Origin of the sequence: Mycolicibacterium doricum (assembly GCF_010728155.1) — a bacterium.
In the GTDB taxonomy this organism is placed as follows: Bacteria; Actinomycetota; Actinomycetes; order Mycobacteriales; family Mycobacteriaceae; genus Mycobacterium; species Mycobacterium doricum.
In genome coordinates this window covers 534,448-547,527 of record NZ_AP022605.1, presented here as the reverse complement: position 1 = coordinate 547,527, position 13,080 = coordinate 534,448, and the positions used below count along the sequence as shown (strand labels likewise).

Sequence of the window (13,080 nt, the reverse complement as noted above, 5' to 3'; positions counted from 1 at the left end):
CTCTGGAGTGACATGGGTCAGGCCGCGAATGCCGGGGCCGAATAGCTGACTGCCAGCTCGCCGTTCTCGACGGTGACCTGGATCCGCCCGCCGGCGGCGATGTCGCCGCGCAGCAAGGCCCGTCCGATTCTGGTTTCGACTTCGTGCGCGATGTAGCGGCGCAGCGGTCGCGCACCGTACACCGGGTCGTAGCCGTGCTCCCCGATCAGCCGACGAGCCTCGGCGGTGATGTCGAAGTCGATCTGCCGCTCGGCCAGCCGCGACTGCAGCTCCCCGAGTTGCAGCTCCACGATCCGTTCGATCTGCGGCATCGACAGCGGGGTGAACAACACGATGTCGTCGATCCGGTTGAGGAACTCGGGCCGGAAGTGCCCGCGCAGTTCGGCCAGCACCCGCTCCCGGACGTCGGGCTTGATCTCCCCGTCCGGGGTCACCCCGTCGAACAGATAATGCGAGCCGATGTTGGAGGTCATGATGACCACCGTGTTGCGGAAATCCACCTGGCGGCCCTGCGCGTCGGTCAGCCGCCCGTCGTCGAGCACCTGCAGCAGGGTGTTGAAGACATCGGCATGGGCTTTCTCGATCTCGTCCAGCAGCACCACCGAATAGGGCTTGCGGCGTACCGCCTCGGTGAGCTGACCGCCCTCCTCGTAACCGACGTATCCCGGTGGTGCGCCGACCAACCGGCTGACCGTGTGCCGCTCCTGATACTCGCTCATGTCCAGGCGCACCATGTTGTCTTCGCTGTCGAACAGCGCGGCCGCCAACGTCTTCGCCAGTTCGGTCTTTCCGACGCCGGTCGGCCCCAGGAAGATGAACGAGCCGATCGGCCGGCGGGGGTCGCGGATGCCGGAGCGGGCCCGGATGACGGCGTCGGCGACCAGTTGCACCGCCTCGTCTTGACCCACCACCCGCTCATGCAGGATCTCGTCGAGCCGCAGCAGCTTCTCGCGTTCGCCTTCCTGCAGCCTGGCCACCGGGATACCGGTCCACGCGGCGACGATCTCGGCGATCTCATCTTCGGTGACGACTTCCCGCAGCAACGGGAGCTTGCCCTGCTTGGACTTCAGTTGCTCTTCGGCCGCCTGCAGTTTGCGTTCCAACTCGGTGATCTGGCCGTAGCGCAGCTCGGCGGCACGGTTGAGGTCGTAGTTGCGTTCGGCCTCTTCGGCCTGGTGGCGCAGCTGTTCGAGTTGTCCGCGCAGCTCCTGCACACGCCGGATGGCTTGGCGTTCGGCCTCCCACTGCGCGTGGCGGGCATCGGCGTCCGCCCGCAGGTCGGCGAGCTCCTTGCGCAGTTCGTCCAGGCGCGACTTGCTGGCCGCGTCGGTCTCCTTGGCCAGCGCCGCTTCTTCGATCTCCAGGCGGGTGACGCGGCGGGTGATCTCGTCGAGTTCCGCCGGCATCGAGTCGATTTCGGTGCGCAGGCGGGCACACGCCTCGTCCACCAGGTCGATCGCCTTGTCGGGCAGGAACCGGTCGGTGATGTAGCGGTGCGACAGGCTCGCCGCGGCCACCAGCGCCCCGTCCTGGACCTTCACGCCGTGAAAGACCTCGAGACGTTCACGCAGCCCGCGCAGGATCGAGATGGTGTCCTCCACGTCGGGTTCGTCGACCAGCACGGTCTGGAATCGGCGTTCCAGCGCGGCGTCGTTCTCGATGTGTTTGCGGTACTCGTCGAGTGTGGTGGCGCCGATCATGTGCAGCTCACCGCGCGCCAGCATGGGTTTGAGCATGTTGCCGGCATCGAGGGAGCCTTCGGCCGCGCCGGCGCCGACCACGGTGTGCAGCTCGTCGACGAACAACAGGATCCGGCCCTCGCCGGCCTTCACCTCCGACAGCACGGCCTGCAGCCGCTCCTCGAACTCGCCGCGGTACTTGGCGCCGGCGACGAGTGACCCCATGTCGAGCGAGAAGATCGTCTTGTCGCGCAGGCCTTCGGGCACGTCGCCCCGCACGATTCGTTGGGCCAGGCCCTCGACGATCGCGGTCTTGCCGACACCGGGATCGCCGATGAGCACCGGATTGTTCTTGGTTTTGCGACTCAGGATCTGGATCACCCGCCGGATCTCGGCGTCGCGCCCGATCACCGGATCCAGCTTGCCGGCCCGGCCCTCGGCGACCAGGTCGCGCCCGTACTTCTCCAGCGCCTCGTAGGCGGCTTCCGGGGTGGCCGAGGTGACCCGCTGATTACCCCGCACCTTGGTCAGCGCGGCGAGGAAGGAGTCCTTGGTGACGCCGTGGCGGGCAAGGACACGTCCGGCGGCGCTGCTGGACCCCTCGTCGGCCAACGCCATCACCAGGTGCTCGACCGAGACGTAGGAATCCTTGAGCCGCTGCGCTTCCCGGGAAGCGGCGTCCAGCAGACCGGCCAATCGGGCGGTGACCATCACCTGGCCCGGCGCGGCGCCGGGGCCGCTCACCTTCGGCCGGCGGTCCAGTTCGGTGTGCAGGTCGGCGCGCAACGCGTCCACGTCGGCGCCGGCCTGGCTCAGTAACCGCGGCACCAGACCGTCGGGCTGCTCGATCAACGCGAGCAGCAGGTGCTCACCGTCGACCTCGGTATGGCGCAGCCGGGTGGCGATGCTCTGCGCGTCCTGCAGGGCCTCCTGGGATTTCTGGGTCAGATCGCTTGCGTCCATCGCGGTGTCCTCCTTGTGCCGTAGGCGGCGGCTTCCAGTTCGTCAATGCGGTCCAGCAGATCGAGCACCAGCCCGATCGCGGCGTAGTTCAGTCCCAGGCCGGCCCGCAGGCGCTGGATGCGGGCGACGGTGAGCAGCGCTGACGGGGCGAACCACAGGTCCCCGTGAGCATCCGGTTGGCACGGGATCAGCCCGAGCGCCACGAAACGCCGCACCGTGTCGGGGTGCAGGCCGCTGCGGGTGGCGAAGGTGTCCAGGCGCAGCTCGTGGCGTCGGGCCAGGGCCGAGCGGGGGGTCGCAGCCGATGGGTTCACGTCGTGGTCCTCGGGTCGAAGGTGGACTCGGCCGCCAATTGTTCGAACAGCTGGCGTTCTCGGGCAGTGGGTTTGGGCGGCACCATCACCTTGATCTCCGCATAGAGGTCGCCGGGGGTGCCGCGGCGGTTGGGCATTCCCTCGCCGCGCAGCCGCAGCCGCCGCCCCGTCGACGAGCCGGGCGGCACCTTCACTTTCGCCTCCCCGCCCGGCGTCCGGACCGCGACGGTGGCGCCCAGCACCGCTTCCCACGGCGTGACCGGAAGGTCGACGGTGATGTCGCGCCCGTCGAGCCGAAACCGGGGGTCCGGCTTGACGCGCACCACCAGGTACAGGTCGCCGCGCGGCGCGTCGCCGCTGCCCTTGCCGCCCTGCCCGGCGAGCCGGATGCGTTGCCCGTCGGTGACACCGGCCGGGATGTTGACCGTGTAGCTACGGCCGCCGACGTTGATCTGCCGTTTCCCGCCTCGGTAGGCGTCCTCGACGGTCAGCTCCAGCTCAGCCTGCTGGTCCGCGCCCGGAATCGGCCCGAACCCGCCTGCGCCGCCGAAGAAGTCGCCGAACAGATCGTCGAAGTTGATCCCGCCGCCGTCGCCGCCGCCCGGCCCGTAGCGGATGCGGGTGCCGGTGGGTCCGCCGAACCCGCCGAAACCGCCCGCCGCAGCACCCGCCCGCTCGTCGTAATCCTCGGGTATGTGCCGGAAGTCCTCACCGAAGCGGTCGTAACGTTTGCGGGTCTCGGGGTCCGAGAGGACGTGGTAGGCCTCGTTGACCTCCTTGAACCGGTCCTCGGCGCCGGGATCCTTGTTCACATCCGGGTGGTACTTGCGGGCCAGCTTGCGGTAGGCCTGCTGAACCTGCTCGGTGGTCGCGTCCCGCGGAATTCCCAGGACGTCGTAGAAGTCACGTGCCACCGCGGCTCACTCCCTGCCACGGCTGACCACCACGGACGCCGGCCGAAGCTGTCGCGCGCCCTGCCCGTACCCGGGCCGCACCACCTCGAGCACCGTGCCGGGCGCGCTGTCGCTGCGCTCCACCACGCCGACCACCTCGTGGCGTTGCGGATCGAACGGGATACCGGCTTCGGTGTCGCGTGCGTAGCCCAACCGCTCCAGCACCTGCACGGCCTGGTCGAGGATGGCCCGCACGCCGGCCACGACGGCCTCGCTCTGGTCACCCGCATGGGCGATGGCGCGCTCCAGGTCGTCGACGACGGGCAGCCAGGCGCCGGCCACCTTGGACCGTTCGGAGTCGCGTTCGCGTTCCAGCTCACGCGCATACCGCTTACGCAGGTTGTCCAAGTCAGCCAGCGCCCGCCGCCAACGGTCCTCCAGCTTGGCCCTTTCAGCTGCCCACTGCGACTCCTGCGCACCTTCTTGCGGCTCGGCGGCTTGCGGCTCGCCGGCTTCGTCGAGGGCGGCGTCATTAAGGGCAGCGTCGCCGGCCGGCCGGTCAGCGGTCGGCGACTGCGGTTCTGCCGGACTGCTCATGGCCTAACTCCGGTCGAACTCGGCGTCGATGACGTCCTCACCGCCGGCGCCGGCCGGCTGGCCGCCGGGCTGGCCGTTGCCGGCGCCGCCCGGTGCGGGCGCCAGCCCGTAGAGCACCTGCTGCAGTTCAGAGGTCAGCGACTGCACCCGCTCCATCGGTGCGTCCTCTTTGACCGCTTGGCGCGCGTCGGCGATCAGCATCTCGGCGCGGGCCCGCTCGTGCGGCGGCGCCCCGTCGCCCAGCTCGTTCAGCCGCCGCTCCACCTGGTAGGCCACCGAGTCGAGTTCGTTGCGCGCCTCGACGACCCTGCGCAGCTGCTCGTCCTCGCGGCGGTGCGTTTCGGCCTCGGCCACCATGCGCTCCACCTCGCCTTGGTCGAGGTTGGACTGGCCGCTGATGGTGATGGTCTGCTCCGAGCCGGTGTCCTTGTCCCGCGCGGTGACGTTGAGGATGCCATTGGCGTCGATGTCGAAGGTCACCTCGACCTGCGGTTCACCCCGCGGGGCAGGCCGGATGTTCTGCAGGCTGAACCGCCCCAATACCCGGTTGTCGCGGGCCAGTTCACGCTCACCCTGCAGCACCACCACCTCCACCGAGGGCTGGTTGTCTTCGGCGGTGGTGAACACCTCGCTGCGGCGAGCCGGGATGGTGGTGTTGCGCTCGATGATCCTGGTCATCACACCGCCGCGGGTCTCCACCCCCAGCGACAGCGGCGTGACGTCGAGCAGCAGGACGTCGGAGACCTCACCTTTGAGGACCCCGGCCTGCACGGCCGCGCCGAGGGCGACCACCTCGTCGGGGTTGACGCTCATGTTGGGGTCCTTGCCGCCGGTGAGCCGGCGCACCAGGGCCTGCACCGCCGGGATCCGGGTGGAGCCGCCGACCAGGATGACCTCGTCGATGTCGTTGGCGGTCACCTTCGCGTCCCCCATGGCCTGCTTGACCGGGCCCATGCAGCGTTCGACCAAGTCGGCGGTGAGGTCTTCGAACTTCGAGCGCATGATCGTGGTCGTCAGGTGCTTGGGACCGCCGGCGTCGGCGGTGATGAACGGCAGGTTGATCTGGGTCTGCGTCACCGAGGACAGCTCGACCTTGGCTTTCTCGGCCGCCTCGAACAGCCGCTGCAGCGCCTGCGGATCCTTACGCAGATCGATGTTCTGCTCGCGCTGGAAATCGTCGGCCAGGTAGTCGACGATGCGACGGTCGAAGTCGTCGCCGCCGAGGTGCGAATCGCCGGCGGTGGACCGCACTTCCACCACACCGTCGCCGACGTCGAGCAGGCTCACGTCGAAGGTCCCCCCGCCCAGATCGAAGACCAGCACGGTTTCGTGGGTCTTCTTGTCCAGGCCGTAGGCCAGCGCGGCGGCGGTGGGCTCGTTGATGATGCGCAGCACGTCGAGCCCGGCGATGCGCCCGGCGTCCTTGGTGGCGTTGCGCTGGGCGTCGTTGAAGTACGCCGGAACGGTGATGACGGCTTCCTTGACCCGCTCGCCGAGGAACTTGCCGGCGTCGTCGACGAGCTTGCGCAGCACCTGCGCGCTGATCTCCTCCGGCGCGTATTTCTTGCCGCGCACCTCGAAGCGGGCCGCGCCGTTCTCGTCGGCGACGACGTCGAAGCTGACCGCCTTGGCCTCCTCGGAGATCTCGTTCAAGCGGCGGCCGATGAACCGTTTCGCCGAGTAGATGGTGCCTTTGGGATTCATGATCGCTTGGCGGCGGGCCAACTGACCCACCAACCGTTCGCCACTCTCGGTGAACGCCACCACCGACGGGGTGGTCCGCGCACCCTCGGCGTTGGCGATCACCACCGGCTCACCGCCCTGCCAGGCGGCGATCACCGAGTTGGTGGTGCCCAGGTCGATACCCACTGCTGTTGCCATCGTCAACTCCCGTTCCGTTGTTCATCGTCGAGTAACCGTGCGGCCTGGTCGGCGACCTCCACGTCGGCCATCACGTCGTAGTACCGGGGAACCAGGCCACTCACGGCGTGGAAATCGCGGCGGCCGCGCTGCATGGCGTGCTCCACCAGCCCGACCAGCGCCCCCACGAGTGCCCCGAAAATCAGTCCGTAAAAGCCCAACAGCAGCCCGGCGACCAGCGGCTCGACCCAGGACAGAACGCCGAAAACCCAGCCGATCAGCGCACCCACCAGCGCGCCGGGCACCGCACCCCGCAGCGCGGCCCAGCCGTAGTTCATCCGCCCCAGAACCTGTTCGACCAACTGCAGGTCCCGGCCCACGATGGCCACCCGGTCCACTTCGAACCGGCGATCGGAGAGCCGATCGACTGCTTGCTCGGCAGCGGCGTAGGTGTCGAACGTGGCGATCACCTGTCTGGCGCCGGCACGCACGCCGGAGGCCTCCACGGTGGATCGGACCGAATCGTCAACCATTGCCGGACTCCCTCCTGCTAGGCGTTGACGGCCTGCTTGCCGGCGCGGACCTGCACCCGGTGCGGTTTGGCCTGATCGGCCAGCGGGATCACCAGGCGCAGCACCCCGTCGGTGTAGGTGGCTTCGATCTTGGTGGTGTCGAGGTTCTTGCCCAGCATCAGCTGGCGGCTGAACACGCCGTGCGGGCGTTCGGTGGTCAGCCACTGCTTACCCGAGTCGTCGTCGGTGCGCTCGGCGCGCAGGGTGAGCACGTCGTGGTCGATGTCGAGATCCAGCGACTCCGGTTTGATCCCGGGCACGTCGAACTCGACGACGTAGCGGTCCTCTTCGCGCCAGGCGTCCATCGGAACCACCGCCGGACGTGTCGCCGTGCCCACCCGTTGGGTGACACGGTTGAAGTCCTGAAACGGATCGAGCATAAGAGTCACGGCCCCTCCTGTGAAGTGACATTTCCATTCTGCTACAACGCATTCTGTGACAACGCATTCTCTGACAAGGGAATCCACCAGCGCAGCCGCGCCGTGCCGACCCCGTGTACCCAGTCTGGCGTGGGCGGCTACCGCAGCGCGTGCCTCTGAGGGGGCGAAAAACTCCGTCGCCGCTCGTCCTGAGAGCACAAGTCGGCTACTGGCCCTTTCCCTGGCTGCTGTTGTCTTCGCTAGTGTTGTCTTGGCTGCTGTCCACGATGCGCCGGGCGATCTCTACCAGTCGGATCTGAGTGCTTTGCGACAGCTGACGTAGCGGTTCGAAAGCGCTATCCGCGTCGATGTGGAAGCGCTCCATGATGATGCCCTTCGCCTGACCGATGACGTCTCGGGAGATGATCGCAGCCTGCAGATCCTTTTCCCGGCGGCTGGCCACGATCGCAGCGGCAGCATGCGCCGCCAGCACCGAGCCGACAGCCTCGTCCTCGGCGTCGAAAGCATGCGGCCGATAAGAGAACACGTCCAATGCGCCGGCAGTCTTGGAAGTGGTGTAGAGCTTGAATGCCAACCCGCTGTGCACGCCCATGTCCGCGACAGCCTTGCTGTACCGGGGCCACCGGGTTTCCGTCCGGAAGTCATCAGTGCGCACCACCGGCTCATTGACCGCCGCCTCGAAGCACGGCCCCTCTTGAAGCTGCTCCTGCAACACGTCGAGTTGGTGGGGCAACTCGGAGGTGATGGCGTGTGACTCGAACTTTCCGCCTTTGATCAACAGCACGCCCGCCGCATCAGCGCCGGAAATGAGCTCCATCACCGTCGCGGTGACCCGTTTGAGCACGACGTCGATCTTGGTCGGCGCAGCCACCTCCCGGGCCAGTTCGGCCATCCGCCTGGCCAAGTCCCGATGAGCCGGCACGCTCATACTCCTAAATCTGCCCTCCCCGCGGGTAAACCTGCCCCGAGAAGTACCGCCGTGGAGCTGCCGCCGCGCCTCGGGCCACCGGCGAGCCTCGGGCCACCGGAGAGCCTCGGGCCACCGGAGAATGGAAGTCACCGGTCGAAGATGCGAAAGGAGCGGATCTGGTGTCCAGGGAGTGGGGGCCGTGGCTGGTGGGTGGTGGGTTGCTGTTGCTGGCATTCGGGGTGCTCGCGTGGACGGGGACGCTGTCGTGGCTGGGCAACTTGCCCGGCGATCTCCGGATCCGTAGCGGTGACGCGCGGATCTACATCCCCGTCACGTCCATGCTGGTCGTTTCGCTGGTGCTCAACGTGCTGCTGTGGGTGGTGCTGTCGCTGTTTCGCCGCTGAGCAGCGAACAGACAGGTGGCGCAGCATCCGGACGGACGTGCATAATGTTGTCGACCCTGTCCAGCGGTTGAACATGGAGCCGCATCAGCGGAACGACCGTACGGTCGACGAGGTTGTGGCGCAGCCCTTTACCGGGTTGTGGGCCAGCCCTTAACCGGCGCCACGCCGGGTTGTCGGCCAAGCTAGGTCCGCCGCTCAGCGACGCGTCCGGGCTGTCCAGGGTGCGCGCTGCAAAGCACCCCGAAGCGCGATCGTGCACCGTCTGACCGCAGGGCAACTGCCGGTGATCACCTTCCGACCAGTCACCCCGCGGCAGGCAGCCAGCAGGACAACAATCGGCCGATCCGAAGATTCGGCCGGTGAATCCTCCGGTGCTGGCCCCGGCCGCCTTCGCCGATGGGTTGCCCATGAGAACTGAAACACACCCAGCCACCAGCGTGGCCCAACAGGAACCTCGCCCTGCCGAACCCGCCGTCTTCGAGCGGCTGGAACAAACCAATGCCCGGCTGCAGGACGTCGTGGACCGCCTGCAGGCCCGCACAGCCATGCAACATGCGCTGGCTCAGGCCCTCGCCGCAGGCGGGGACGAGCAAGGCATTGCCGAGGCCCTCCACCAGGCGACCGGACTTGCGGTCTGCGCCGAGGACAGCTTCGGGCATCTGCGCGCGTGGGCGGGCCCCGGACGGCCGCAACCGTATCCGGCGCCGGATCCGAGCCGGCAGGAACAGTTGCTTCACCTGCTCGGGACCCACAGCGGAGCGCTGCGGGTCAAGGACCGAGTGGCGAATCTGATGAGGTCGCGCGGCCGCATCCTGGGGGTGTTGTCGCTCGTCGACCCGGCCCGGCAGGCCGGCGACGACGCGATCTGGGCCCTGGACTACGCCGCCACCATTCTCGGTATCGAACTGCGCCATCGGCTCGACCTCGTCGAGACCGAGCAGAGACTGCGCCGCGAGCTCGTCGACGACCTGCTTGCCGGGGCGGAGGAATCGGCCGCCTACGCGCGGGCCGCGGCGCTCGGCCATGACCTGCGGGGCACCCACTACGTGCTACTCGTGCAGCACCCCCACGCCTCCGAGCGCGCGTTGACCGCCGCCGCCTTGCAGGCCGCTTCGGATCTGCGGCTGAAGTGCCTGCACGGCAGCACCGAAGGCGCGGTGGTGCTGATCGTCGACGGGCGGCCGCAATCCGAGTGCCTGCACAGAGCCATCAGCGAACGCCTCGACAGTTCCGCAGCCGTCATCGGGATCGGGTCGGCATCGGTGACGCCTGCCGGGCTTCCCGAGTCGTTCGCCAGGGCACGACGCATGCTCAACATTCGGCTGCGCTGCCCAGAACCGGCCGGCGCATCGGGCTACGACGAACTCGGGTTCTACCGACTCATCGACGCCGCCCACGGCGCCGGGGCCGTCGAGGACTACGTGGCGGAGTGGCTGGGCGTTCTGCTGCAGTACGACGAGAACAAGAAATCCACCCTCGTGCAGAGCCTGAGCCACTACCTGGAGTGCGGCGGCAACTACGACGACACCGCAGCGGTGCTACATATCCATCGCAGCACGTTGCGCTACCGCCTCACCCGTATCGCCGAGCTCACCGGATACGACCTGCACGACGTCGACACCCGATTCAATCTGCAAGCCGCCACCCGGGCATGGCGCTTCCTGGAGGCCGCCGGCGCCACTGAGCCATCCCCGGCCACGGGTGCACTGGCCACCGGCGCGCCTCAAAGCCCACCCCGCCAGTAGACCGGGCGGCGACGCCGCGTGGAGGTTTCACCCGACAGGACGAGGCCCGGCTTCACTTTTGGCCCTTCCGGGAGGACGCGACCAAGCAACGCGAGAGCCAAACTGGTGACATCTTGCCAAGCCGTGGCGCACACGGCAGTTTGATTTGACCCGAGGAGACCCATGGCGATTCGAGGCGCACCCCACAACGATCCGCGCCGAGCCGGCGCGCGGATACTCGACTGCGCTGAGGGCGTGATCGTCGCCCTGTGTGGGGGCACTCTGGACCAGGCGTTCGTGTCTCTGGTGCAGACGGCCAAAGGACACAATGTCGCTCCGCTGAGCCTGGCCGACGCGCTCGTCGCCGTCGCGCAAGGCCATCCCGGCAAGGATGTGGACGCTACCGCGGTGCGGATCGTGCGCGAGACGTGGGGTCCGTTGCTGGACGCCAGCTGGCGCGGCCGGCCTCACGGGTGCGCCGACCCGGAACGCCGTCGCGATCCTGTGCGGCTCACTGCACTAGCTGACGGTGCGTCACCCTCCCGGCATTCCCATGCCTACTAGCTGGCAATCGGGCCGGGTCAGCTGGTTCAACATGGAGAAGGGCTACGGCTTCATCGAGCCTGACGACGGGCGCGCCGAGGTGTTCCTCGACTACAGCAGCATTCAGATGCCTGGCCTGCGGCGGGTCTGGGCCGGGCAGCTGGTGACCTACACCTGTCGCGACGGGCGCAGCGGCCCGGAGGCCACCGCGGTGCGACCGCTGCCCGACACCGGCGAGGTCGAGTCGGCGGCGCCCACCTCGGGGAGCGGGGAATCACAGTGAGTGCCGTGCGGCGATTGCGGGTGGTCGTCGTTGCACCACCGTACTTCGCCGTGCCGCCTCGCGCCTACGGCGGTGTGGAAGCGGTCATGGCCGATCTGGTTGACGGGCTGATCGACCGTGGCCACGACGTCACGCTGATAGGCGCAGGGCAGCATGGGACCTCGGCGCAGTTCCTGCCGGTGTGGGACCGGGCGATTCCCGAGTTGCTCGGCAACCCCATGCCGGAGGCCGCCCACGCGGCGAAGGTCCGTCGCGCTGTGGAGCGCCTGGCCGCTGAGGGCGCCGTGGACATCGTGCATGACCACACCCTCTCGGGCGCCCTCAATGCTCCGATCTACCGTGGGCTTGGCCTGCCGACCGTGGTCACGGTGCACGGGCCGGTCCATGCCGACCTGCACGGGTATTACCGTGACCTGGGCGACGACGTGAAGTTGGTGGCCATCAGCGAGCGCCAGCGCGTCCTCGCACCGGGCCTCAACTGGGTCGGAATGGTGCACAACGCGATTCGACTCGACGACTGGCCGTTTCAGGAGAGCAAGGATGACTACGCACTGTTCCTCGGGCGCTTCGCTCCCGAGAAGGCGCCGCACCTAGCGTTGCGGGCGGCCCACGACGCCGGCATCCCGCTCGTGCTGGCGGGCAAGTGCTCCGAGCCTGCGGAGAAGTCCTACTTCACCACGTCGGTGCAACCGCAGCTGAGCGACAACGACTCCCTGTTCGGACAGGCCGACGCACGGGCCAAGCGCAGCCTGCTGGCACGTGCCCGATGCCTGGTGTTCCCTTCGCAATGGGAGGAGCCGTTCGGCATGGTGATGATCGAGGCCATGGCGTGTGGTACCCCCGTGGTCGCTTTACGGTGTGGCGCCGTCCCCGAGATCGTCGCCGACGGCGTGACGGGCTTCATTTGCGACGACCCGGGCGCGCTCGCCGGCGCGATCCAACGGACGCACCTGCTCGACCCAGCGGCGTGTCGACGACATGTCAAAGACCACTTCACCGCCGAGAAACTGGCGTTGCGTTACGAAGAGATCTATCTCCGCGTGCTCGACGCGCAATGGCGGCTGGGAGCGAGCCGGTCAGCATGATCATCCGTTTGTGACGTACATCACGACCATGGCAGGGAATCGGCGGACGCGCGCAGTCGTCGTAATGTACGCCGTTGGCACTCTCGACGCGGGAGTGCTAGGTCGAATCAGTTCGTCATAGCTGGCTTCGCAAGGAGTGATGAGCATGGGCGGCAAAGAGTTTCCCCGCGCGTTACACGATCTTGAGCAGCAGTTCGTCCAGTTGGCGTCCGAGATTCCCGAGGGGGCCCAGAAGGAGGCACTGTCTGTCCTGCACGGCATCGTCATGGAGGTGTGGCGCAGCCTCGAGCGCGACCACGCGCCGGCCGCCGGTGTGACCACCCGCGACATCGCCGACCTGTGGCAGGCGGCACCGGCGATGGAAGGGCAGGCGCTCAATTCACCGCTGCCGGTCGGCACCCCGGCGCCGGACTTCGCGTTGCCGGATGCGTCGGGAAACATGGTGAATCTGAGCGACTTCCGTGGTCGCCCGGTGGTCCTGGTGTTCTATCCGCTGGACTGGAGCCCCGGATGCAGCCAGCAACTCGACCTCTACGAACAAGAGAGCGACGAGTTCGCCTCCCGCGACGCGCAGGTGCTCGCCATCTCGGTCGACAGCATCTACAGCCACGGCGCGTGGGCGGCGGTGCGCGGGCTGTCCATCCCGCTGCTGTCGGACTTCAACCCCAAAGGTGAAGTGGCGCGCCGCTACCAGGTCTGGCGGGACGACGACGGGTTCTCCGAGCGGGCGCTGTATGTGATCGACCCGCAGGGGCAGATCAGCTACAGCCACGTCTCGCCCTACCTGCACCACATTCCCGACGTCTACGAGCTGCTCGATGCGGTTGACGCCGCAGCCCAGAACAAGGCGCCCAGGCTGACGGCGTGAAAGGA

At 67.9% G+C, this 13,080-nt stretch carries 14 protein-coding genes; 6 read left to right on the top strand and 8 right to left on the bottom strand.

Features of this window, described 5'->3' with window-relative positions; all coding sequences use genetic code 11:
• Positions 1-17: 17 nt before the first annotated feature.
• The 8 genes from clpB to G6N07_RS02715 form a co-directional block, all read right to left on the bottom strand.
• Positions 18-2,642 (bottom strand): ATP-dependent chaperone ClpB, encoded by a 2,625-nt coding sequence (gene clpB, locus G6N07_RS02750; protein WP_085190327.1) that lies wholly within the window; start codon positions 2,640-2,642, stop codon positions 18-20.
• The gene (locus tag G6N07_RS02745; RefSeq protein WP_085190329.1) at positions 2,624-2,956 is read right to left on the bottom strand and encodes a chaperone modulator CbpM; all 333 of its coding nucleotides are present in this window, start codon (positions 2,954-2,956) and stop codon (positions 2,624-2,626) included. Before G6N07_RS02745 ends, clpB begins: the two co-directional genes overlap by 19 nt.
• The gene (locus G6N07_RS02740; RefSeq protein ID WP_085190331.1) at positions 2,953-3,870 is read right to left on the bottom strand and encodes a DnaJ C-terminal domain-containing protein; all 918 of its coding nucleotides are present in this window, start codon (positions 3,868-3,870) and stop codon (positions 2,953-2,955) included. Before G6N07_RS02740 ends, G6N07_RS02745 begins: the two co-directional genes overlap by 4 nt.
• A 6-nt stretch (positions 3,871-3,876) precedes the next feature.
• Complete coding sequence (locus G6N07_RS02735; protein WP_085190333.1) at positions 3,877-4,446, bottom strand: nucleotide exchange factor GrpE; 570 nt, start codon at positions 4,444-4,446, stop codon at positions 3,877-3,879.
• A gap of 3 nt (positions 4,447-4,449) precedes the next feature.
• On the bottom strand, positions 4,450-6,327 hold the full coding sequence (dnaK, locus tag G6N07_RS02730; protein WP_085190335.1) for a molecular chaperone DnaK: 1,878 nt from the start codon (positions 6,325-6,327) through the stop codon (positions 4,450-4,452).
• Between the two features lie 2 nt (positions 6,328-6,329).
• Positions 6,330-6,776 (bottom strand): YflT domain-containing protein, encoded by a 447-nt coding sequence (locus tag G6N07_RS02725; RefSeq protein WP_179960015.1) that lies wholly within the window; start codon positions 6,774-6,776, stop codon positions 6,330-6,332.
• Positions 6,777-6,856: 80 nt separating this feature from the next.
• Positions 6,857-7,267: an Hsp20/alpha crystallin family protein gene (locus G6N07_RS02720; RefSeq protein ID WP_085190339.1), complete on the bottom strand. Its 411-nt coding sequence runs from the start codon at positions 7,265-7,267 to the stop codon at positions 6,857-6,859.
• 196 nt (positions 7,268-7,463) lie between these two features.
• Positions 7,464-8,186: a GAF and ANTAR domain-containing protein gene (locus G6N07_RS02715; protein ID WP_085190448.1), complete on the bottom strand. Its 723-nt coding sequence runs from the start codon at positions 8,184-8,186 to the stop codon at positions 7,464-7,466.
• A 161-nt stretch (positions 8,187-8,347) separates the two neighbouring features.
• Between G6N07_RS02715 and G6N07_RS02710 the strand changes: the two genes are divergently transcribed.
• The 6 genes from G6N07_RS02710 (at position 8,348) to G6N07_RS02685 (ending at position 13,075) form a co-directional block, all read left to right on the top strand.
• Entirely contained in the window at positions 8,348-8,572 is a 225-nt protein-coding gene (locus G6N07_RS02710; protein ID WP_085190341.1) for a DUF2905 domain-containing protein, read from the top strand.
• A 407-nt stretch (positions 8,573-8,979) separates the two neighbouring features.
• On the top strand, positions 8,980-10,317 hold the full coding sequence (locus G6N07_RS02705) for a PucR family transcriptional regulator (RefSeq protein WP_085190450.1): 1,338 nt from the start codon (positions 8,980-8,982) through the stop codon (positions 10,315-10,317).
• A gap of 162 nt (positions 10,318-10,479) precedes the next feature.
• Positions 10,480-10,860: a hypothetical protein gene (locus G6N07_RS02700; protein ID WP_085190343.1), complete on the top strand. Its 381-nt coding sequence runs from the start codon at positions 10,480-10,482 to the stop codon at positions 10,858-10,860.
• On the top strand, positions 10,850-11,122 hold the full coding sequence (locus G6N07_RS02695; RefSeq protein WP_085190344.1) for a cold-shock protein: 273 nt from the start codon (positions 10,850-10,852) through the stop codon (positions 11,120-11,122). The genes G6N07_RS02700 and G6N07_RS02695 overlap by 11 nt, the downstream gene beginning before the upstream one ends.
• Positions 11,119-12,207: a glycosyltransferase family 4 protein gene (locus tag G6N07_RS02690; RefSeq protein WP_235849713.1), complete on the top strand. Its 1,089-nt coding sequence runs from the start codon at positions 11,119-11,121 to the stop codon at positions 12,205-12,207. Before G6N07_RS02695 ends, G6N07_RS02690 begins: the two co-directional genes overlap by 4 nt.
• Positions 12,208-12,352: 145 nt before the next feature.
• The gene (locus G6N07_RS02685) at positions 12,353-13,075 is read left to right on the top strand and encodes a peroxiredoxin (protein WP_085190454.1); all 723 of its coding nucleotides are present in this window, start codon (positions 12,353-12,355) and stop codon (positions 13,073-13,075) included.
• Positions 13,076-13,080 lie beyond the last annotated feature (5 nt).

Excerpts from the sequence above, each read along its gene's own strand:
- G6N07_RS02700 (WP_085190343.1), top strand. The coding sequence starts at position 10,480 with ATGGCGATTCGAGGCGCACCCCACAACGATCCGCGCCGAGCCGGCGCG.
- G6N07_RS02735 (WP_085190333.1), bottom strand. The coding sequence starts at position 4,446 with ATGAGCAGTCCGGCAGAACCGCAGTCGCCGACCGCTGACCGGCCGGCC.
- clpB (WP_085190327.1), bottom strand. The coding sequence starts at position 2,642 with ATGGACGCAAGCGATCTGACCCAGAAATCCCAGGAGGCCCTGCAGGAC.
- G6N07_RS02695 (WP_085190344.1), top strand. The coding sequence starts at position 10,850 with ATGCCTACTAGCTGGCAATCGGGCCGGGTCAGCTGGTTCAACATGGAG.
- G6N07_RS02715 (WP_085190448.1), bottom strand. The coding sequence starts at position 8,186 with ATGAGCGTGCCGGCTCATCGGGACTTGGCCAGGCGGATGGCCGAACTG.
- dnaK (WP_085190335.1), bottom strand. The coding sequence starts at position 6,327 with ATGGCAACAGCAGTGGGTATCGACCTGGGCACCACCAACTCGGTGATC.
- G6N07_RS02685 (WP_085190454.1), top strand. The coding sequence starts at position 12,353 with ATGGGCGGCAAAGAGTTTCCCCGCGCGTTACACGATCTTGAGCAGCAG.
- G6N07_RS02705 (WP_085190450.1), top strand. The coding sequence starts at position 8,980 with ATGAGAACTGAAACACACCCAGCCACCAGCGTGGCCCAACAGGAACCT.